Genomic DNA, 20726 nt, shown 5'->3' on the forward strand with positions numbered 1-20726 from the left:
GGCTTCGCCGACGTGCCCGGCGCGGGGGCCGACGCCCGGGAGTCCCCCGGCGGCGCCGGGGGGGGGGGGGGCGCCGCCGGGGGCCCGGGGGGGGCGGGGGGCCCCGCCCCCGCCCGCCCCGACCGGCGACGTCTGCCCGGAGCGCGGAAAACCACTGGAGCCGCCGGTGCGCGGGTCCGTACGGTCCCTGGGGTGACCTATCTGAGCCCCCTGGGATATCTGCTGGGCATCGAGGGAGCCGCTCTGCTGCGCGGCTTCCGGGAAGGAAGCGCCGACCGGGCGTTCGTCGAGTCCCGGATCGCCGAGATCCGCGCCCTCCTGGACACGCCCGCCCTCACGCGTGCCGACGGGGTGACGGCGAGCCCGGGCACGATCAGCACGGCCGACGTCTACCGGGACTGGGCACCGCGGTACGACGAGCCCGGCAATCAGATGATCGACGTCGAGCAGCCCGTCGTCCGGCAGATCCTGGACGGCCTCCCCCTCGGCACGGCGCTCGACGCGGCCTGCGGCACCGGCCGTCACACCGCCTACCTGCACGGACTCGGCCACCAGGTGATCGGCGTCGACGCCTCACCGGACATGCTGGCCCGAGCCCGCAGGCGCCTGCCGGACGTCGACTTCCACGAGGCCGACCTGCGTCGTCTGCCCCTTCCCGACAACGCGGTCGACACCGTCGTCTGCGCGCTCGCCCTGACGCACGTCCCCGACCTGACGCCCGTGCTGTCCGAGTTCGCGCGCGTCCTGCGCCCCGGCGGGAACCTCGTGATCTCGGATGCCCACCTGCTGGTGTCCTACCTGCGGCCGACTCCGGCCCGCGGCCCCGGCCCGGACGGCCGGCCGTCCCTCCTGGACGAGTACCACCGCCCGCTCAGCGCCTACCTCGCCGCCGCCCTCCCCCTGGGCTTCCAGGTCCGGCGCTGCGAGGAACCCCGCCGTCCGCGCCACTCCCTCGACCCGGGCGACGCCCCGGTCCCGCTCCCCGCCTCCCTGTCCTGGGACCTGCTGCACTGGTGCCCGGAGGCATCGGCCGCGGCCTTGGACGACTCCCCCGTCGCGGTGGTCTGGCACTTCCAGCGCGAGGACCGGGGAGCCGGGCAGCCGGACCCCGTCACCTGACCACGCGCCCGGCGAACGGCGGTGCCGCCCGAACTGTGCACAGGGGCGGCACCGCCGTCGTTCCGCAGGGCTCCGGGTCAGCGCAGGAGGGTGCCCGAGGTCTCCGTGTGGTCCTCGGACGGCAGGGCGATCAGGCCCAGTTCGGCCCGCGACGCCAGCAGCGGGTGCGCGGGCAGGACGCGGACGGTGTAGCCGAACGGGCCCGGCCGGTGGAGCGTCAGGTCGCCGGTGAACGTCCAGCGGCCCGACAGGTCGGGACCGCCCTCCGCCTTCAGCGGCACCTGCACCGCCTCCGCCAGCGTGTCGTCGCCGTTGACCCGCCCGATGACCGCCTGCACCTCCACGGCGGACGGGTCGAGGTCCCCGAGCGTGACGCGCACCCGCAGCGGCACGGACGCGCCGAGCGTCGCCGGCTCGCCGTCCGTCTCGACGTGGTCCACCGCGACGCGCGGCCACTGCTCGCCGACCCGGTCGGCGAACGCCGCCAGCTCCCCCGCCGCCTCGGCCGTCATCGCGCGGTGCGCCAGGGCGGCGGGCGCGTAGTAGCCGGTGATGTACTCGCGCAGCATCCGCTCCGCGAGGACGCGCGGGCCGAGCCGGTCCAGGGTGGCGCGCACCATCTCCAGCCAGCGCACCGGCAGTCCCGACCTGCCGCCGAGCCGGTCGTAGAAGCGCGGGCCGACCTGCTCCTCCAGGAGCCCGTAGAGCGCGGCGGCCTCGATGGCGTCGCGGCGGTCGGGCTCGGCGGCGGCCAGGCCGTCGGCGGTGGGGATCTCCCAGCCGAAGTCCGGGTCGAACCACTCGTCCCACCAGCCGTCGCGCACCGACAGGTTGAGGCAGCCGTTGAGCGCGGCCTTCATCCCCGAGGTGCCGCAGGCCTCCAGCGGGCGCAGCGGGTTGTTGAGCCACACGTCGCAGCCCGCGTACAGCGCGCGCGCCATGGCCATGCCGTAGTCGGGGAGGAAGACGATGCGGTGGCGGATCGCGGGGTCGTCGGCGAAGCGGACGAGTTCCTGGATGAGCCGCTTGCCGCCCTCGTCCGCCGGGTGCGCCTTGCCCGCGACGACGATCTGCACCGGACGGTCCGGGTGCAGCAGCAGGGCGGTGAGGCGGCGCGGGTCCTGGAGCATCAGCGTGAGGCGCTTGTACGACGGGACGCGGCGCGCGAAGCCGATGGTGAGGACGTCGGGGTCCAGCACGTCGTCGATCCAGCCGAGTTCGGCCTGCCCGGCGCCGCGCTGGCGCCAGGAGGCGCGCAGGCGGGCCCGTACGTCCTGGACGAGCTGTTCGCGCAGGGTGCGGCGCAGCTCCCACAGCTCGGCGTCGCCCAGGGTGCTGGTCGCGCGGGCGCGCTGGGTGGCGTCGGCGGTCCAGGTGGGCGCGTGCACGCCGTTGGTGATCGAGCCGATGGGCGCCTCGTCGGCGTCGAAGCCGGGCCACAGGCCCGCGAACATGCCGCGGCTCACGTCGCCGTGCAGGGCCGAGACGCCGTTGGCGCGCTGCGCGGTGCGCAGGCCGAGGACCGCCATGTTGAACTGCGGGACCTCGCCCTCCTTGGTGAGGGCCTCCGGCTCCCGGCCGAGGGCGAGCAGCGCGGCCGGGTCGAGCGAGGCCAGCTCGGCGCCGTCGCCGAAGTGGCGGGCGACGAGTTCCTCGCCGAAGCGGTCGATGCCCGCCGGGACCGGCGTGTGGGTGGTAAAGACGGTCCCGGCGCGGACGGCGCGCAGCGCGGCGGCGAAGTCCGTGCCCTGCTCGCCCAGTTCGCGGATGCGCTCGAAGCCGAGGAACCCGGCGTGGCCCTCGTTCATGTGGAACACCTCGGGCGCCGCGTGGCCCGTGATGCGGCAGAACGTGCGGACGGCCCGCATGCCGCCGATGCCGAGCAGCATCTCCTGGAGCAGCCGGTGCTCGCTGCCGCCGCCGTAGAGCCGGTCGGTGACCTCGCGTTCGGCCGGGGCGTTCTCGGCGACGGCGGAGTCCAGCAGCAGCAGGGGCACGCGGCCGACGCTGACCTGCCAGATCTGCGCGGTGAGGGTGCGCCCCGCGGGCAGGGCCAGGCTGACGCGGGCGCGGGTGCCGTCCTGCTCCGTGAGAGGGGTGAGCGGCAGTTCGTGCGGGTCGATGACGGGGTAGTGCTCCTGCTGCCAGCCGTCGGGCGACAGGCTCTGGCGGAAGTAGCCGTGCCGGTAGAGGAGGCCGACGCCGATCAGCGGGGCGCCCAGGTCGCTGGCGGCCTTGAGGTGGTCGCCGGCGAGGATGCCGAGGCCGCCCGAGTACTGCGGGAGCGCGGCCGTGATGCCGAACTCCGGCGAGAAGTACGCGACGGCGCGCGGCAGGTCGCCGCCCGCGCGGGCGTCCGTCTGCTGGTACCAGCGCGGCTCGGTGAGGTAGTCGCGCAGGTCGCCGACGGCGACGCCGAGGCGGCGCAGGAAGCCGCGGTCGGCGGCGAGGGCGGCCAGCCGGTCGGCGGGCACGGTGCCGAGCAGCCGGACCGGGTCCTCGCCGCAGGCCGTCCACGCCTCCGGATCGACGGAGCGCAGCAGGTCGCGGGTCTCGGGGTGCCAGGACCAGCGGAGGTTCAGCGCCAGTTCCTGGAGGGGTCGGAGAGGTTCGGGCAGGACGGGGCGGACGGAGAAGCGACGAATGGCCTTCACGGTCCCGACCGTAGCCGGGCCCCGGGGGGTGTGGGCAGGTTTACGCCGGATTGGGCTGGAATCGGACGGTAAACCACCCCCGGGGACCAGGGGACGGCGGGGCCGCGCCGGGCGCGCGGGCCGGGATCGGGCCGGTCAGGCGGGGACGCCGCCGGTGCCGGGCCGCTCCTGGGGGTCCGCCGCGGGCGGCGGCTTCTGGACGGGTACGCCGGGGGTCTCCGTGACCTCCGTGGTGTCTGAGGCGTCTGAGGCGTCCGTGGCGTCCGTGCTCTCCGGGCCGCCGTCCTCCGTGTCGCGCAGCACGCGCGGTGCTAGCTCGCGCGTCGGCAGGAGCGTCCCGGCGGCGATCTCCGCCGCGTAGTGGCAGGCCACCCGGTGCCCGTCCCCCATGTCGGTGAGAGCGGGCCGTTCCGTGTCGCAGCGCTCCGGCTGCCGCCACGGGCAGCGCGTGTGGAAGCGGCAGCCCGCGGGCGGCGCGGCCGGGGAGGGCAGGTCGCCGCGCAGCAGGATGCGTTCGCGCGTCTCCTCCACCACCGGGTCGGGCACCGGCACCGCCGACATCAGCGCCCGCGTGTACGGGTGGCGCGGGTCGGCGTACAGCGCGTCGCTCGGCGCCTCCTCGACCAGCGAGCCGAGGTACATCACGCCGATGCGGTCCGAGATGTGCCGGACCACCGCGAGGTCGTGCGCGATGACGAGGTACGTGAGGCCGAGCGAGTCCTGCAGCTCCTCCAGGAGGTTCAGCACCTGCGCCTGGATCGACACGTCGAGCGCGGACACCGGCTCGTCGCAGATGATCACATCGGGTTCGAGGACGAGGGCGCGCGCGATGCCGATGCGCTGCCGCTGGCCGCCGGAGAACTCGTGCGGGTAGCGCGACAGCGCGCTCGCGGGCAGGCCGACCCGGTCGAGGATGCCGAGGATCTTCTCCCGGCGCTCCTCGCGCGTGGCGCCGATGCCGTGCGCGGCCATGCCCTCGGCGAGGATCGACTCGATGTTCTGCCGGGGGTTCAGGCTGCCCAGCGGGTCCTGGAAGACCATCTGGAGGCGGCGGCGCGCGCGGCGCATCTCCTCCGACGGCAGGGCGGCCAGGTCGGTGCCGTCGAAGACGACGCGGCCCGCCGTGATGTCGTTCAGCCGCAGCACGGCGCGGCCCAGCGTCGTCTTGCCGCAGCCGGACTCGCCGACCAGGCCGTACGTCTGCCCGGCCTCGACGGACAGCGACACGCCGTCCACCGCGTAGACGTGGCCGACCGTCCGGTCGAAGAGCAGGCCGCGCTTCACGGGGAAGTGGACCTTGACGCCGTCCAGTTCGAGCAGGCTCATCGGGAGACCTCCGTGGCCTCGGCGGTGGTGTCCACCGGGTGGACGCAGCGGACCTGGTGGCCCTCGGGCGGTGCGGCGGCGCCCGCGCGGGGGCGGTCGCCGAGCGCGGGCGGGCCGCCGAGGCACTCCGGCGTGTAGAAGTCGCAGCGGGGGGCGAAGGCGCAGCCGTCCTCCCACGCGATGCGGTCGTTGATGGAGCCGCGGATCGGGTTCAGCCGGTCGCCGCGCGGGGCGTCGAGCCGGGGGATGGAGCCGAGGAGGCCGTGGGTGTACGGGTGCGCCGGGTCGGCGAACAGGCGGCGCCGGTCCGCCGTCTCGACGGCCTTGCCCGCGTACAGCACGTTGACCCGGTCGCACAGGCCCGCGACCACGCCCAGGTCGTGCGTGATCATCAGCAGCGCGGTGCCCTGGTCGTCCACGAGTTCCTTGAGCAGTTCGAGGATCTGCGCCTGGATGGTGACGTCGAGCGCGGTCGTCGGCTCGTCGGCGATCAGCAGCCGGGGGGCGCAGGCGACGGCCATGGCGATCAGCGCGCGCTGCCGCATGCCGCCCGACAGCTGGTGCGGGTACTCCCTGAGGCGGCGCGTCGGGTCGGGTATGCCGACGCGGTCCAGCAGTGACGCGGCCTCCTTGCGGGCGGCGGCGCCGCGCAGGCCGCGGTGGCGGTTGAGGATCTCGGTGACCTGGACGCCGATGGGGACGACCGGGTTCAGCGAGGACAGCGGGTCCTGGAAGATCATCGCGAGCTGGGTGCCGCGCAGGTCGCGCAGGGCGGAGCGGCGCAGCGTCAGCAGGTCGACCTCGGTGCCGGTGCCGGAGTAGCGGGCGGTGCCGCCGACCCGTACGCCCTTGGCGGGGAGCAGGCCCATGAGCGCGAGCGATGTGACGCTCTTGCCGCAGCCCGACTCGCCGACCAGGCCGACGACCTCGCCCTGGTCGACGGTGAAGGAGACGCCGGAGACAGCGGTCGTGTCGGGGCCGCCGCGCCCGGCGAAGGCGACCGTCAGTTCGTCCACGGTGAGCAGGGGCATGTGCGTCAGCTCCGCAGTTTCGGGTCGAGGGCTTCGCGCATGGCCTCGCCCAGCAGGGTGAAGCCGAGGGCGGTGATGATGATGCCGAGGGCCGGGTAGACGGCCATCATGGGCTCACCGTCGAAGAACCGCTGCGCCTGCGAGAGCATGACGCCCCACTCGGGCTGGGACGCGTCCGGGTTGCCGAGTCCCAGGTAGGACAGAGCGGCGGCCTCGATGATGGCCGTGGCCAGGGCCAGCGTCGTCTGGACGATCACCGGGCCCAGCGAGTTCGGCAGCACGTGGGCGAGGACGATGCGGCGGCGGCGTACGCCCAGGGCGCGCGCGGCCAGCACGTAGTCGGACCCCGCCTGGGCGAGCATCGAGCCGCGCAGCAGGCGGGCGAACACCGGGATCTGGATGACGCCGACGGCGATCATCACCGTCGTCAGGCTCTGCCCCAGGATGGCCGCGACGCTGACGGCGAGCAGCAGCGAGGGCAGCGCGAGCATCATGTCGATGAAGCGCATCAGGACGGTGTCCAGGCGCCGTCCCGCCTTGCCGCCGAACGCGAGGGCCGCGCCGGACAGGCCGCCGACGAGCGCGCCGACGACGAAGCCGAGGACCGTGGAAACAACGCCGACCAGCAGCGTCTGCCGTGCGCCGACCAGCATGCGCGAGAACATGTCGCGGCCCAGGTGGTCGAGCCCGAGCCAGTTGTCGCCGCGCGGGCCGACGAAGATGCCGCGGTTGGTGAAGACCTCGTCGCGCCAGGTCTGGGCGGTCGGGTCGTAGGGCGCGACCCAGGGGCCGACGATCGCGACGACGACGAACAGCGCCATCACCACGCCGCCGATCAGCGCCATCTTGCTGGACCGCAGGCGGCGCAGCGCCTCGGTCCACAGGCTGCCGCCGGAGGCGGGGGCGGTGCGGGTGGTCAGCTCGGCGAGCCGGTCGATCTTCTCTGCCGTCTTGCTCATCAGTTCACCCGGACTCTCGGGTCGATGACGCTGTACGCGAGGTCGACCAGCAGGTTGATGGCGACGTAGAGCAGCGCGATGAAGAGGATGAAGCCCATGAGGACCGGGTAGTCACGCGTGTCGATCGCGTCGCGGATGAACGAGCCGATGCCGCCGAACGCGAAGACCGACTCGGTGAGGACCGCGCCGGACAGCAGGCTGCCGGTGAGGAGGCCGACCGTGGTGACGACGGGCAGCAGCGCGTTCCGCAGCACGTGGCGGGAGCGGACGACGCGGCGGCGCAGGCCCTTGGACTCGGCGGTGCGCACGTAGTCCTCGCCCAGGACGTCGAGAACGCTGGCGCGGGTGATGCGGACGATGACGGCCAGCGGGATGGACGCGAGGGCGAGGCCGGGCAGCACGAGGTGCTCGATCGCGTCCCAGGAGGCGTCCCACTCGCCGGTCAGCAGGCCGTCGAGCACGTAGAAGCCGGTGATCTCCGTCGCGTCGATGCCGGTGGACTGGCGGCCGAAGCTGGGCAGCCAGCCGAGGTTGACGGCGAAGACCGCGCGGAGGATGAAGCCGAGGAAGAAGACGGGGATGCAGATGCCGACGAGCGATCCGGAGACGGCGGTGAGGTCGAGCCAGGAGCCGCGCCTGCGGGCCGCGAAGTAGCCGAGCGGGATGCCGACGACGACGGCGATCAGCATGGCGGCGAAGGCGAGTTCGACGGTGGCGGGGAAGCGCTGGAGGAACTCCTCCCACACCGGGCGCCCGGTGCGGACCGACTCCCCGAAGTCGAACTGGGCGAGCCGCTGCATCCAGCGGCCGTACTGGACCCACACGGGGTCGTCGAGGCCGAGGGCCTCCTCGATGGCGCGGCGGTCCTCCTCCGTGGCGCGTTCGCCCAGCAGCGCGGAGGCCGGGCCGCCGGGCAGCTGGTGCAGCCAGGCGAAGAGGAGTACCGAGAGACCGAGCAGCGTGGGTATCAGCTGCAGCAGTCTGCGGACGATGAGACGGAGCACCGGCAGCGTGGCCTTTCTCTTGGCTCTCTTGGCTCACTCGCGTCGGGGCCGGCCGGGTTCTCCGGCCCTCAAGGGACCGCCCGGTCACGGTGTGCCGTGACCGGGCGGATCGGCCGTGCGCGACGGCGCGTTACTTGAAGGAGACCTCGGCGAAGTTCTCCTGCGTGAGCGGGGAGACCGTCGGCGGGTTCACGTCGGGCGAGAACACGATGGACGGGGGCGAGCTGGAGATCGGCACACCGGGCAGGAAGTCCATGATGTACTCGTTCAGCGCCTGGTACTCGGCGACGCGGGTGGCGACGTCCGGCTCCGTGGAGGCGGCGGCCATCATCTCGAACAGCTCCTCGTCCCGGAAGCCCCACTCCAGGCTGTAGTCGGCGAACCAGGTGCCGAGGAAGTTGTAGGCGTCGTTGAAGTCGCCGGTCCAGCCGAGGAGGTAGAGGCCGCAGTTTCCGGCGCGGGTGGTCTCCTGGTAGTCCGGGTTCCACTTGAGCGGCACCGGGTTGACGGTGATGCCGACGGCTTCGAGGTCGGCGCGCAGCAGCTCGTAGATGTCGGCCGGGGCCGGCATGTACGGGCGGGTGACCTCGGTCGGGTAGCAGAAGTCCACGGACAGGTCGGACGCGTCGGCGTCGGCCAGCAGTTCCTGGGCCAGCTCCGGGTCGTAGTCGTACGTGGTGACGTTCTCGGAGTAGCCGTCCACCGTGTCCGGGATGAACTGGGTGGCCACGGTGCCGCCCTCGGGCAGCTGGGTGTCCACGATGTTCTGCCGGTCGAGGGCGTGGGCGATGGCCTGCCTGACCTCGGGCTCGGCGAGCGCGGGGTTGTTCTCCTGCGTGATGCCGAGGTAGAGGATGTTGAAGACGCCGCGGACCGGGACCTGGAAGCCGTCGGCCGCCAGCGTCTCGACGTCGGCGGGGGCCACGAGGTCGTAGCCGTCGATGTCCCCGGCCTGGAGCGCCTGGCGCCGCGCGTCCTCCTCGGGGATGGTGCGGAAGACCAGTTCCTCGACGCCCGCGGGCTCGCCCCAGTAGTCGTCGAAGCGCGCCAGCGTCACCTCGCCGTTGGACTTGTCCCACTCGGAGAGGCTGAACGGGCCGGTGCCGGCGATCGTGCCGGCCTCCTGGCTGTAGTCGGGGAAGGTGACGTTCTCGCCCTCGCCGCTCGGGTCGTCGCCCTCGATGGCGTCCAGGCTGTCCGGGGACAGGATGGAGAAGGCCTGGAGGGAGAAGGCGCCGGGGAAGTTCGCCGACGGCTCGGCGATCTCGATGACGGCGGTCTGCTCGTCGGGGGCGGTGCAGCCGACGTAGTTCGAGGGGCTGGTGTCCTCGCTCTCGTTCTCCGCGAAGCCGCCGAAGACGGAGCCCCAGTAGTAGGAGAGCGTCGGGTTCTGGTACGTGCCGGTCCAGTTGTACCAGCGGTTGTAGTTGGCGCAGACGACCTCACCGGTCAGCTCGCCGCCGTCGTGGAAGGTGACGCCGTCCCGCAGGTGGAAGGTCCACTCGGTGCCGGCCTCGTTGCTCTCCCAGGTCTCGGCGAGTCCGCCGATCAGTTCGGTGCCGCCGGGCTCGTGCTCCAGCAGCGCCTCGAACGCCTGACGGGTGATCCGGAAGGTCTCGCCATCGCTCGCGAGGGCCGGGTCGAGCGCGGCCGGGTCTCCTGCGGCACCGAAGACGAACGTCTCCGTGTCGCCCGACGATTCCTCCTCGTCCCGCTCGCTGGCGCAAGCGGTGGCGAAGAGTCCGATCGCCAGGGCCGCCGCAAGCATCCTCGCGGCCTTGGGTCTTGCTATGCGCATCGTCCACCTCAAGGGGTCGGTGGTGGTAGGGGCCTTCCGGTGGACGGCACATTACTGGTCAGGCACATGACTGGGAACCGCGCGTAGACCGGCGATACCGACCTGAGATGTGGTCAGTAAATATCGACAAGTCATTGTCTGTACAGGCGAGTTGTCAAGATCGATTACACTTCGCACCCTCCGGCGACACGCACTTGACACACCCGCAACACCGCGGTCACACAGCCCCGGCGCACCTCGCCCGGCGGCACGCGCGGGCGCGCCGCGCCGCCGGGCGACGGCGCCCCGCGCACACCCGCGTACCACCGCGCGGAAACATGCGCTGCCGGAAATACGGACGCAACGCCCCGGATGACCGGCCGCGCCAGACTGGACACGGCCCGTCCGCACATCCGGCACCGGTTCCGCTGCCCGCACACCCCTTGATTTCCCCCGATTTCCCGCGGTTTTTTCCGGTTCCGCCGGGGTGCGCGGGCCCCCGCCGGGACACCCGGAGGGGTTTCCGGGACGACATGGCGGAAACCGGACCGGTGTGGTCCCGCCAAGTCCGGAAAGCCTCTCCAAGGCAGACGCGTCAGCGGGCGCAGCGATGCGCCACCCCCACCCGAGTGAACGCGCAGGGGAGCGGCCATGCTCGAAACCAGCCATTCACATGCAAAGAAGATACAAAGGACGAAATCCCGACAAGCCGGGGTGAGTCCCCCTGACGACGTAACCGGCCCGCCTTCGACACCACCAGGTGATTCCCAGATGATCGGTCGCATCCCCGTCCTCGACGTCCAGCCGCGCGTGGACTGCGGACGCCGCCCCGCCAAGGCGGTGCCCGGCGAGACGTTCCAGGTCAGCGCGACCGTCTTCCGCGAGGGTGCGGAGGCGGTGGGCGCGAACGTGGTGCTGCGCGACCCCAAGGGCCGGGTGGGCCCGTGGACACCGATGCGGGAACTGGCCCCCGGCACCGACCGCTGGGGCGCGGACGTGACGCCCGACGCGGTGGGGCGCTGGACGTTCGCGGTCGAGGCGTGGAGCGACCCGGTGGCGAGCTGGCGCCAGGTGGCCGGAATCAAGGTCGGCGCCGGGGTGGACGTGGAGCTGACGCTCCGCGAGGGCGCCGAACTGCACCGGCGCGCCGCCACGGGCGTGCCCCGGAGCGCGGGCAAGGAGGCGGTGCTCGCCGCCGCGCGCGCCCTGCTCGACCCGGCGCTCGGCCCGGAGGAACGTCTCGCCACCGCGCTGGCGCCGGACGTCGTGGCGGCCCTCGACGGGAGCCCCCTGCGGGAGCTGGTCACCTCGTCGCGGCCCATGCCGCTGACGGTGGAGCGCGAACGGGCGCTGTACGGCTCGTGGTACGAGATGTTCCCGCGCTCGGAGGGCGCGCGGGTGCGCCGCGGCAGGCCGCCGGTCTCCGGGACGCTGCGCACGGCGGCGGAGCGGCTGCCCGCCGTGGCGGCCATGGGGTTCGACGTGGTGTACCTCCCGCCGGTGCACCCGATCGGCACCTCGTTCCGCAAGGGCCCCGGCGGGGCGCTGACGGCGCGGACCGACGACGTGGGCAGCCCGTGGGCGATCGGCTCGCCGGACGGCGGGCACGACGCGGTCCACCCGGACCTCGGCACGCTCGACGACTTCGACCACTTCGTCGCCACGGCGGCGTCGCTCGGCATGGAGGTGGCGCTGGACTTCGCGCTCCAGTGCAGCCCGGACCACCCGTGGGTGAAGGAGCACCCGGAGTGGTTCAGGCGGCGCGCCGACGGCACGATCGCGTTCGCCGAGAACCCGCCGAAGAAGTACCAGGACATCTACCCGATCGCGTTCGAGCGCGACTTCCCCGGCCTGGTGACGGAGACGCTGCGGCTGCTGCGGCACTGGATGGCGCACGGCGTGCGGATCTTCCGTGTGGACAACCCGCACACGAAGCCGGTGGTGTTCTGGGAGAAGGTCATCGGGGAGATCAACAGGACGGATCCGGACGTCATCTTCCTCGCCGAGGCGTTCACGCGGCCCGCGATGATGCACACGCTGGCGCAGATCGGCTTCCAGCAGTCGTACACGTACTTCACCTGGCGCAACGGCCGGCACGAGCTGACCGAGTACCTCACCGAGCTGAGCGGCGCGGCGGCGGCCTACATGCGGCCGAACTTCTTCGTCAACACGCCCGACATCCTGCACGCCTACCTCCAGCACGGGGGGCGCGCGGCCTTCGAGACGCGCGCCGTGCTGGCCGCGACGCTCTCGCCCACCTGGGGCATGTACGCGGGCTACGAGTTGTGCGAGAACACGGCGGCGGCGCCCGGCAGCGAGGAGTACGCCGGCTCGGAGAAGTTCGAGCTGCGCCCCCGCGACTGGGCGCGCGCGGACGCCGAGGGCCGCAGCATCACGCCCCTCGTGACGGTCCTGAACGAGCTGCGGCGGCGCCACCCGGCGCTGCGCCAGCTGCGCGACCTGCACTTCCACGGCTCCAACAACGACCACATCCTGGCGTACTCCAAGCGCACGCGGACACCGGGGGCCGACTGCGTGCTGACAGTGGTCAACCTCGATCCGCACCACACCCACGAAGCGACGATCTCGTTGGATATGGCGCAACTCCAAGGGTGCGGTCTCACGCCAGCGCAGGAAGGCGGCGCCGAACCCTTCCCGGTGCGCGACGAGCTCACCGGAGCGACCTATCACTGGGGCAGGGACAACTATGTGCGGCTTGAGCCGGGCCGTGCGGATGCGTACGCCTCGTCGGCCCACATCCTCACCCTGCGACCGTCCTCACAGACCGGAGGGTCACCCACACCATGAGCGTCAATGAGCCGGTCCTCGACACGTTCGAGGACACGCCAGCCCGCGACCGGGACCCGGAGTGGTTCAAGCGAGCGGTCTTCTACGAGGTCCTTGTCCGCTCCTTCCAGGACAGCAACGGTGACGGAATCGGTGACCTGAAGGGGCTCACCGCCAGGCTCGACTACCTCCAGTGGCTCGGCGTGGACTGCCTGTGGCTCCCGCCCTTCTTCGCGTCCCCGCTGCGGGACGGCGGGTACGACGTCTCGGACTACACCGACGTGCTCCCGCAGTTCGGCGACCTGGCCGACTTCGTGGAGTTCGTGGACGCGGCGCACCAGCGCGGCATGCGGGTCATCATCGACTTCGTCATGAACCACACCAGCGACCAGCACCGGTGGTTCCAGGAGTCGCGCAAGGACCCCGAAGGCCCGTACGGGGACTACTACATGTGGGCCGACGACGACAAGGGGTACGCGGACGCGCGGATCATCTTCGTCGACACCGAGTCGTCCAACTGGACGTTCGACCCGGTCCGCAAGCAGTACTTCTTCCACCGCTTCTTCTCCCACCAGCCGGACCTCAACTACGAGAACCCGGCCGTGCGCGAGGAGATCATGTCGGCGCTGCGGTTCTGGCTGGACCTCGGCATCGACGGCTTCCGCCTCGACGCCGTGCCCTACCTCTTCGCCGAGGAGGGCACCAACTGCGAGAACCTCCCGCAGACGCACGAGTTCCTGAAGTCGGTGCGCGCCGAGATCGACGCGCACTACCCGGACACGGTGATCCTCGCCGAGGCGAACCAGTGGCCCGAGGACGTCGTCGACTACTTCGGCGACTACGACAAGGGCGGGGACGAGTGCCACATGGCGTTCCACTTCCCCGTCATGCCGCGCATCTTCATGGCCGTGCGCCGCGAGTCGCGCTACCCGGTCTCGGAGATCCTGGCCAAGACCCCGCAGATCCCGGCCCACGCCCAGTGGGGCATCTTCCTGCGCAACCACGACGAGCTGACCCTGGAGATGGTCACCGACGAGGAGCGCGACTACATGTACGCGGAGTACGCGAAGGACCCGCGGATGCGCGCCAACATCGGCATCCGCAGGCGCCTCGCGCCGCTCCTCGACAACGACAGGAACCAGATCGAGCTGTTCACCGCGCTGCTCCTGTCGCTGCCGGGCTCGCCGATCCTGTACTACGGCGACGAGATCGGCATGGGCGACAACATCTGGCTCGGCGACCGCGACGCGGTGCGCACGCCGATGCAGTGGACCCCCGACCGGAACGCGGGCTTCTCCTCCTGCGACCCCGGCCGGCTGTTCCTGCCGACGATCATGGACCCGGTGTACGGGTACCAGGTGACCAACGTCGAGGCCGCCATGAGCAGCCCCGCGTCGCTGCTGCACTGGACGCGGCGGATGGTGGAGATCCGCAAGCAGAACCACGCCTTCGGCCTCGGCACGTACAGCGAGCTGCCGTCGTCGAACCCGTCCGTCCTCGCGTTCCTGCGCGAGTACGGCGACGACCTGGTGATGTGCGTGAACAACTTCTCGCGCTTCTCGCAGCCGACCGAGCTGGACCTGCGCGCGTGGACGGGGCGCGTGCCCGTGGAGCTGATCGGCGGCGTGCGGTTCCCGCCGATCGGGGAGCTGCCGTACCTGCTCACGCTGGCGGGGCACGGCTTCTACTGGTTCCGGCTCCGTAAAGGAACCGAGCAGTAGGACGTAACAGGAACGGGACAGGCTTACCCCCGGTGGTCCGGGGGTAAGCGTTTCCCAGGCTTCCAGTTCTACCCAAAGCACTCCATATGTGTTACGGGCCTCACCCGCTCGGTCGGTCCTTCACGACACGTCCCGCACCACGGGGCTTCGATCGCCGCAATCCGGGACACTTCGCCACATATTTTCGTGCCCGGGGAAAGGACGCCATGTCGGACAGCTCCTCACCCCGGACGGTTCCGGAGCGCCTCCCGCTCGCCACCGCGCCGCAGGCCAGCGATCTGCTGCGGTCCCTCACGGGACTGCTCGCACGCTGGATGCCACGGCAGCGGTGGTTCGCGGGCAAGGGCCGTCCGCTGAACTCACTGACCCTCGTCTCCGCCACCGAGCTGCTCCCCTGCACCGGCGGCGGACCCATCCCCGGGCTGCTGCACCTGCTGGTGCGCACCCGCCTCGGCGGCCAGGAGGGCGCCTCCTCCGGCGGCGACTGCTACCAGCTGCTGCTGGGCGTACGCCCCACCCTGCCGCCCACCCTCGGCCCCGCCCTCGTCGGCCGCCCCACCGAGGGCCCGCTGCGCGGGAAGGCCGTCTACGAGGCGCTGCACGACGCGCGGCTCGCCGCCCTCCTGCTGGAGCGGCTGCGGGCGCCGGGACGGCTCGGCGGCCTCACGTTCGGCCGCGCGCCCGGCTCGGCCATCCCCTCGGGCCTCGCCGCACGCGTCCTGACCGGCGAGCAGTCCAACACGTCGGTCGTGTACGGCGAGACGCACATCCTCAAGCTCTTCCGCCGCGTCAGCCCCGGTATCAACCCGGACCTCGAACTGCCGCTGGCCCTCGCCGAGGCGGGCTCTGACCGCGTGCCCGCGCCGTCCGCCTGGTTCGAGTCGACACCGCCGCCCCCGCCGCAGCAGGCCCGTGAGAAGGGCGGCGCCGAGGCCGACGAGCCGATGACGCTCGGGGTGCTCGCCCCGTTCCTCGCCGGCTCGTCCGACGGCTGGCAGCTCGCCCTGCGCTCCCTGGCGGAACGCACCGACTTCACCGGCTCGGCCCGCTCCCTCGGCCGCGCCACCGCCGAGGTGCACACGGCGCTCGCGTCCGTCCTGCCCACCGTGCGCCTCGGCCGCGAGCAGCTCGAACGGATCGCCGCCGCCATGGGCAGGCGGCTCGACGAGGCGGCCGAGGCCGTGCCCGCGCTGCGCCCGTACCGCGCCGGGCTGCACCGGTCGTTCGACACCGTCGGGGAGTTCGCGCGGCGCGGCGGCACCTGCGTCGCGCAGCGGCTCCACGGCGACCTGCACCTCGGGCAGGTGCTGCACACCCCCGAGAGCGGCACATGGCACCTGATCGACTTCGAGGGCGAGCCCGCCAGGCCGCTCGCCGACCGCCGCAGACCGGGACCGCCGGTACGCGACATCGCCGGGATGCTCCGCTCGTTCGACTACGCGGCCTGCCAGCACCCGGCGGGCGGCCCCTGGGTGGACAGCTGGTCGCGCGCCAACCGCGCCGCCTACTGCCAGGGCTACGCCGAGGCGGGCGGCCAGGACCCGATGGGCCAGCTCGACCTGCTGCGCGCCTACGAGACGGACAAGGCGATCTACGAGGTCCTCTACGAGGCCAGGCACCGCCCCGCCTGGCTGCACGTCCCGATGGCGGCCGTCCGCCGCCTCGCCGCCGCGCCCGGCTGAGCACCGGACGCCGGGTGCCCGCCCCCACCGCGTGCCCGCGCCGGACGGCGTGGCCGCTCCCCCGCCAGACCCGACCCCCAGGAGCCGCGCTGTGCCTTCCGTGCCTTCCGTGCCCGCTGCGCCCGCCGCACTGTCCGCCGACGACCGGACCCGTCTCCTCTCCGGCGCCCACCACGATCCGCACGCGCTGCTCGGAGCGCACCCCGAGCCCGGCGGTGCCCTGCGGGTACGCGCCCTGCGCCCCGGCGCGCGCGGGGTGAGCGTCCTGGGCACGCCGCTGCGTTCCGAGGGCGACGGCCTGTTCTCCGGGGTCGTGCCGCTGGAGGCCGGGGCGCGCGGCGTCCCGGCGTACGAGCTTGAGGTCACGTACGGGGACGGTGACGTGCGCCGCCAGCAGGACCCGTACCGCTTCCTGCCCGCGCTCGGCGGCTTCGACCTGCACCTGATCGCCGAGGGGCGGCACGAGCGGCTGTGGGACGCGCTCGGCGCCAGGACGATGACGCACCAGGGCGTGCGCGGGACGCGGTTCACCGTGTGGGCGCCGAACGCGCGGGGGGTCCGCGTCGCGGGGGACTTCAACGGGTGGGACGGCGGGGCGCACCCGATGCGGTCGCTGGGCTCGTCCGGGGTGTGGGAGCTGTTCGTGCCGGGCGTGGGCGCGGGGGCGCTGTACAAGTTCGACATCTGCCGCCCGGACGGCTCGCACACCCAGCGGGCCGACCCGATGGCGCGGCGCACGGAGCGCCCGCCCGCCACCGCGTCCGTCGTCGAGGAGAGCACGTACACCTGGGGCGACGCGGCGTGGATGAACGCGCGGGCGGGGCGGCGCTGGCACGCGGAGGCGATGTCGGTCTACGAGCTGCACCTCGCGTCGTGGCGGCCCGGGGCGACCTACCGGACGCTGGCCGAGGAGCTGCCCGCGTACGTCTCCGACCTCGGCTTCACGCACGTCGAGCTGATGCCCCCGGCGGAGCACCCGTTCGGCGGCTCGTGGGGGTACCAGGTGACGGGCTACTACGCGCCGACCGCCCGGCTCGGCACGCCCGACGACTTCCGCCACCTCGTGGACTCCCTGCACCGGGCCGGGATCGCGGTGCTGATCGACTGGGTGCCTGGGCACTTCCCGAAGGACGAGTGGGCGCTCGCGCGGTTCGACGGCACGCCCTGCTACGAGCACCCGGACCCGCGCCGCGCCGAGCACCCCGACTGGGGGACGCTCGAATTCGACCTCGGGCGCCGCGAGGTGCGGAACTTCCTGGTGGCCAACGCGGTGTACTGGTGCGAGGAGTTCCATGTGGACGGGCTGCGCGTGGACGCCGTGGCCTCGATGCTGTACCTCGACTACTCGCGCGAGGACGGCGAGTGGCTGCCCAACGAGCACGGCGGGCGGGAGAACCTGGACGCGGTCGCGTTCCTCCAGGAGATGAACGCGACGGTCTACCGGCGCGCGCCGGGCGTCGTCACCGTCGCCGAGGAGTCCACCGCCTGGGACGGCGTCACCCGGCCCACGGACCAGGGCGGCCTCGGCTTCGGCTTCAAGTGGAACATGGGCTGGATGCACGACTCGCTCGTCTACATGTCCAAGGACCCGGTGCACCGGGCCTGGCACCACGGCGACATCACGTTCTCGATGGTCTACGCGTACTCCGAGAACTACGTGCTGCCCATCTCGCACGACGAGGTGGTGCACGGGAAGGGCTCGCTGGTCGCGAAGATGCCGGGCGACTGGTGGCGGCAGCGGGCGGACCTGCGCGCGTACCTCGGCTTCATGTGGTCGCACCCCGGGAAGCAACTGCTGTTCATGGGACAGGAGTTCGCGCAGGGCGCGGAGTGGTCGGAGGCGGAGGGGCCGCAGTGGTGGGTGCTGGACGACAGCTGGCCGGCCGCCGGCGAGCACCGCGGCGTGCAGCGGCTCGTACGGTCGCTGAACACCGTCTACCGCGCGACGCCCGCGCTGTGGGAGCTGGACACCGACCCGGCGGGCTTCCGCTGGCTGCTCGCCGACGCGGCGGGCGACAACGTCCTCGCCTTCACGCGGCACGCGGCGGACGGCACGCCGCTGCTCGTCGCCTGCAACTTCTCCCCCGTCGTGCGGCACGACTACCGGCTCACGCCGCCGGGGCAGGCGCCCGGCTGGACCGAGGTGCTCAACACGGACGACCTCGCGTACGGCGGCAGCGGCGTCACCAACCCCGGGCCGCTGAAGGCCGACGCGGCGGGCGCGCTGTCGCTGACGCTGCCGCCGCTGGCGACGGTCTGGCTGCGGCCCGCCTGACGCGGCCCCGGCCCGGCGGCACGTGCGCCGGGCCGGTGGCGTGCGTCAGACCAGCGCCTCGCGGTAGTAGGGGTCGACGACGTTCCCGGTGCGGGTCGCCTCGTCCCACGTGTAGACCTCGCGGCCGTCCACGAAGACGTTCAGCGCGCGGCTCATCACGTCCAGCGGGTCGCCCGACCAGATGACGACGTCGCCGTCCAGGCCCGGCTTGAGCGAGCCGACGCGGTCGTCCAGGCCGAGGATCTCGGCGGGGTTGGCGGTGATGGTGCGCAGCGCCACGTCGCGGTCGAGGCCCTCCTTGACCGCCAGGGTCACCTGGTGGACGAGGAAGTTGATCGGCACGACGGGGTGGTCGGTGGTGATGGCGACCTTGACCCCGGCGCGAGCGAGGATGCCCGGGTTGGCGAGGGTGCGCTCGCGCAGCTCGACCTTGCTGCGGGTGGTGAACAGCGGGCCGCTGATCACCGGCACGTCGCGGCGGGCGATCTCGTCGGCCAGCAGGTGGCCCTCGGTCGCGTGGTTGATGACCACGCGGTAGCCGAACTCGTCGGCGAGGCGCAGCGCGGTGGAGATGTCGTCCGCGCGGTGCGTGTGCTGGCACCAGGGCAGTTCGCCGTCGAGGACCCGGACCAGGATCTCCAGGGTGGGGTCGTGCTCGAAGGGCTTGCCCTCGCTCGCGGCGTACTCGCGCTTGGCGCGGTAGTCCTGCGCCTTGCCGAACGCGTCCCTGATGACGGCGGTGACGCCCTGGCGCGTGGACGGCAGCTGCTTCTTGTCGCCGTAGACGCGCTTCGGGTTCTCGCCCAGCGCGCTCTTCACGCTGACGGGCTGGCGGATCAGCATGTCGTCCACGCTGCGGCCCCAGCACTTGAGGGCGACCGTCTGGCCGCCGATGGGGTTGCCGGAGCCGGGCTTGATGACGGCGCTGGTCACGCCGCCGGCGAGGGCGTCCTTGAAGCCGGTGTCGGCCGGGTTGATGGCGTCCAGGGCGCGCATGCGGGCGCCGACCGGGTCCGTCATCTCGTTGGTGTCGTTGCCGGCCCAGCCCTCGCCCTCCTCGTGGATGCCGATGTGGCCGTGCGCCTCCACGAAACCGGGGACCACCCAGCGCCCGGCCGCGTCGACCGTCCGCACGCCCTCCGGGACGTCCACCTCGGCGTCGGGACCCACGGCGGCGATCTTGCCGTCGATGATGAGCACGGTGCCGCCGTCGATGGGGTCGCCGGTGACGGGGACGACATGACCTGATCTGATCGCGATATCCATGGCCACTGAACCTATCCCACGGTGCCCTTTGCAGGGGATGGGCAACGGCCCGGCCCCCGCCGTCCGCCGCCGCCTCCGGCCGCGTCCCGCCCGGCAGGCGCCGCGCGACGGCGTTTTCCGGCCATGGGCGGGCCGGGGGAATGTGACGGCTGGTGCGCGTGTGACGGTTATCACCTTCCCGCGCCCGGTTTCACCCCCGTCCTAGACTGCGGCGGTGATCGGCTACGACGACATCGAGGCCGCCACCCGGCGGGTGACGGGCCGCACGCGCCCCGTGGCACTGGCGCACGCCGGGGAGCGGCTCTGGTTCGCGCTGGAGTTCCTCCAGCACACCGGCACGTTCAAGGCGCGCGGCGCGCTCAACTTCACGGCGGCGCACCGGGAGTCGGGCACCATCCCGGCGGCGGGCGTGACCATCGCCTCCGGCGGCAACGCGGGCCTCGCCTGCGCGTGGGCGGCCGGGCGGCAGGGCGTTCCCGCGACGGTGTTCGTCCCCGAGACCGCGCCCGAGGTGAAGGTCGCGCGCCTGCGGCGCCTGGGGGCGGACGTGCGCCGGGTGGGGCGCGAGTACGCGGAGGCCGCGGAGGCGTGCGCGGCGTTCACGGCGGCGAACGGCGCCCTGGGGTCGCACGCGTACGACGATCCGCTGATCGCCGCCGGGGCGGGCACGCTGCTGCCGGAGATCCTCGAAGCCCGTCCCTCGATCGGCACGGTGGTCGTCGCGGTGGGCGGCGGCGGGCTGTTCGCCGGGGTCGCCGCGGCGGCGGAGCGGCACGGCGTGCGGGTCGTCGCCGTCGAACCGGAGGGCAGCCGGGCCCTGAACGCGGCGCTGGAGGCGGGGGCGCCGGTGGACGTGCCCGTACGGTCGGTCGCGGCCGACTCGCTGGGCGCGCGCCGCGTCTCGGCCGAGGCGCTGCACTGGGCGCGCCGCCCGCACACGACATCGGTGCTCGTGCGGGACCAGGAGATCACCGCCGCCAGGCGGCTGTTGTGGGACGAACACCGGATCGCGGTCGAACACGGCGCGGCGGCGGCGTACGCGGGGGCGCTGTCCTCGCCTTCCCCGGCCGAGACGTGCGTGGTCCTGTGCGGCGCGAACACGGACCCGTCCGACCTGGCGTGACG

The 20726-nt window shown here is 72.8% G+C and carries 13 protein-coding genes; 6 read left to right on the top strand and 7 right to left on the bottom strand.

Annotated elements, in window-relative coordinates; translation table 11 throughout:
* The first annotated feature begins 192 nt into the window (after positions 1 to 192).
* A complete protein-coding gene (locus tag ACIBPC_RS20760) occupies positions 193 to 1119 on the top strand; it encodes a class I SAM-dependent methyltransferase (protein WP_398846594.1) in 927 nt (308 codons plus the stop codon).
* A 77-nt stretch (positions 1120 to 1196) separates the two neighbouring features.
* Here ACIBPC_RS20760 and glgP read toward each other — a convergent pair whose 3' ends face one another.
* From glgP to ACIBPC_RS20790, 6 genes are all read right to left on the bottom strand, one after another.
* On the bottom strand, positions 1197 to 3773 hold the full coding sequence (gene glgP, locus ACIBPC_RS20765) for an alpha-glucan family phosphorylase (RefSeq protein WP_362964453.1): 2577 nt from the start codon (positions 3771 to 3773) through the stop codon (positions 1197 to 1199).
* A 135-nt stretch (positions 3774 to 3908) separates the two neighbouring features.
* On the bottom strand, positions 3909 to 5099 hold the full coding sequence (locus ACIBPC_RS20770; protein ID WP_398846596.1) for an ABC transporter ATP-binding protein: 1191 nt from the start codon (positions 5097 to 5099) through the stop codon (positions 3909 to 3911).
* Entirely contained in the window at positions 5096 to 6130 is a 1035-nt protein-coding gene (locus ACIBPC_RS20775; RefSeq protein ID WP_362964449.1) for an ABC transporter ATP-binding protein, read from the bottom strand. The genes ACIBPC_RS20770 and ACIBPC_RS20775 overlap by 4 nt, the downstream gene beginning before the upstream one ends.
* Positions 6131 to 6135: 5 nt before the next feature.
* Positions 6136 to 7089: an ABC transporter permease gene (locus ACIBPC_RS20780; protein WP_362964447.1), complete on the bottom strand. Its 954-nt coding sequence runs from the start codon at positions 7087 to 7089 to the stop codon at positions 6136 to 6138.
* The gene (locus ACIBPC_RS20785) at positions 7089 to 8093 is read right to left on the bottom strand and encodes an ABC transporter permease (protein WP_362964445.1); all 1005 of its coding nucleotides are present in this window, start codon (positions 8091 to 8093) and stop codon (positions 7089 to 7091) included. The genes ACIBPC_RS20780 and ACIBPC_RS20785 overlap by 1 nt, the downstream gene beginning before the upstream one ends.
* A gap of 130 nt (positions 8094 to 8223) precedes the next feature.
* Positions 8224 to 9891 (bottom strand): ABC transporter substrate-binding protein, encoded by a 1668-nt coding sequence (locus tag ACIBPC_RS20790; protein WP_398846599.1) that lies wholly within the window; start codon positions 9889 to 9891, stop codon positions 8224 to 8226.
* Between the two features lie 750 nt (positions 9892 to 10641).
* On the opposite strand from ACIBPC_RS20790, the gene ACIBPC_RS20795 reads away from it, so the two are divergent.
* From ACIBPC_RS20795 to glgB, 4 genes are all read left to right on the top strand, one after another.
* Positions 10642 to 12678, top strand: a complete 2037-nt coding sequence (locus ACIBPC_RS20795; RefSeq protein WP_398846601.1) for an alpha-1,4-glucan--maltose-1-phosphate maltosyltransferase — start codon at positions 10642 to 10644, stop codon at positions 12676 to 12678.
* Entirely contained in the window at positions 12675 to 14378 is a 1704-nt protein-coding gene (treS, locus tag ACIBPC_RS20800; protein ID WP_362964439.1) for a maltose alpha-D-glucosyltransferase, read from the top strand. The genes ACIBPC_RS20795 and treS overlap by 4 nt, the downstream gene beginning before the upstream one ends.
* 206 nt (positions 14379 to 14584) lie before the next feature.
* Positions 14585 to 16060 carry a maltokinase gene (locus ACIBPC_RS20805; protein WP_362964437.1) on the top strand — a complete coding sequence of 492 codons (1476 nt, stop codon included), beginning with the start codon at positions 14585 to 14587 and terminating at the stop codon, positions 16058 to 16060.
* 109 nt (positions 16061 to 16169) lie between these two features.
* Positions 16170 to 18335, top strand: a complete 2166-nt coding sequence (glgB, locus tag ACIBPC_RS20810; protein WP_398846603.1) for a 1,4-alpha-glucan branching protein GlgB — start codon at positions 16170 to 16172, stop codon at positions 18333 to 18335.
* Positions 18336 to 18380: 45 nt separating this feature from the next.
* Here glgB and ACIBPC_RS20815 read toward each other — a convergent pair whose 3' ends face one another.
* Positions 18381 to 19601 carry an amidohydrolase gene (locus ACIBPC_RS20815; RefSeq protein ID WP_362964433.1) on the bottom strand — a complete coding sequence of 407 codons (1221 nt, stop codon included), beginning with the start codon at positions 19599 to 19601 and terminating at the stop codon, positions 18381 to 18383.
* Positions 19602 to 19815: 214 nt separating this feature from the next.
* Between ACIBPC_RS20815 and ACIBPC_RS20820 the strand changes: the two genes are divergently transcribed.
* A complete protein-coding gene (locus tag ACIBPC_RS20820) occupies positions 19816 to 20724 on the top strand; it encodes a serine/threonine dehydratase (RefSeq protein WP_398846604.1) in 909 nt (302 codons plus the stop codon).
* The last annotated feature ends 2 nt before the right edge of the window (positions 20725 to 20726 follow it).

The sequence above is a fragment of the Streptomyces sp. NPDC049879 genome (assembly GCF_044461265.1).
GTDB lineage: Bacteria > Actinomycetota > Actinomycetes > Streptomycetales > Streptomycetaceae > Streptomyces.

Bases quoted from the DNA above. Each gene is read 5' to 3' on its own strand.
- ACIBPC_RS20775 (WP_362964449.1), bottom strand. From the start codon at position 6,130: ATGCCCCTGCTCACCGTGGACGAACTGACGGTCGCCTTCGCCGGGCGC.
- ACIBPC_RS20815 (WP_362964433.1), bottom strand. From the start codon at position 19,601: ATGGATATCGCGATCAGATCAGGTCATGTCGTCCCCGTCACCGGCGAC.
- treS (WP_362964439.1), top strand. From the start codon at position 12,675: ATGAGCGTCAATGAGCCGGTCCTCGACACGTTCGAGGACACGCCAGCC.
- ACIBPC_RS20795 (WP_398846601.1), top strand. From the start codon at position 10,642: ATGATCGGTCGCATCCCCGTCCTCGACGTCCAGCCGCGCGTGGACTGC.
- ACIBPC_RS20780 (WP_362964447.1), bottom strand. From the start codon at position 7,089: ATGAGCAAGACGGCAGAGAAGATCGACCGGCTCGCCGAGCTGACCACC.
- ACIBPC_RS20805 (WP_362964437.1), top strand. From the start codon at position 14,585: ATGTCGGACAGCTCCTCACCCCGGACGGTTCCGGAGCGCCTCCCGCTC.
- ACIBPC_RS20790 (WP_398846599.1), bottom strand. From the start codon at position 9,891: ATGCGCATAGCAAGACCCAAGGCCGCGAGGATGCTTGCGGCGGCCCTG.
- ACIBPC_RS20770 (WP_398846596.1), bottom strand. From the start codon at position 5,099: ATGAGCCTGCTCGAACTGGACGGCGTCAAGGTCCACTTCCCCGTGAAG.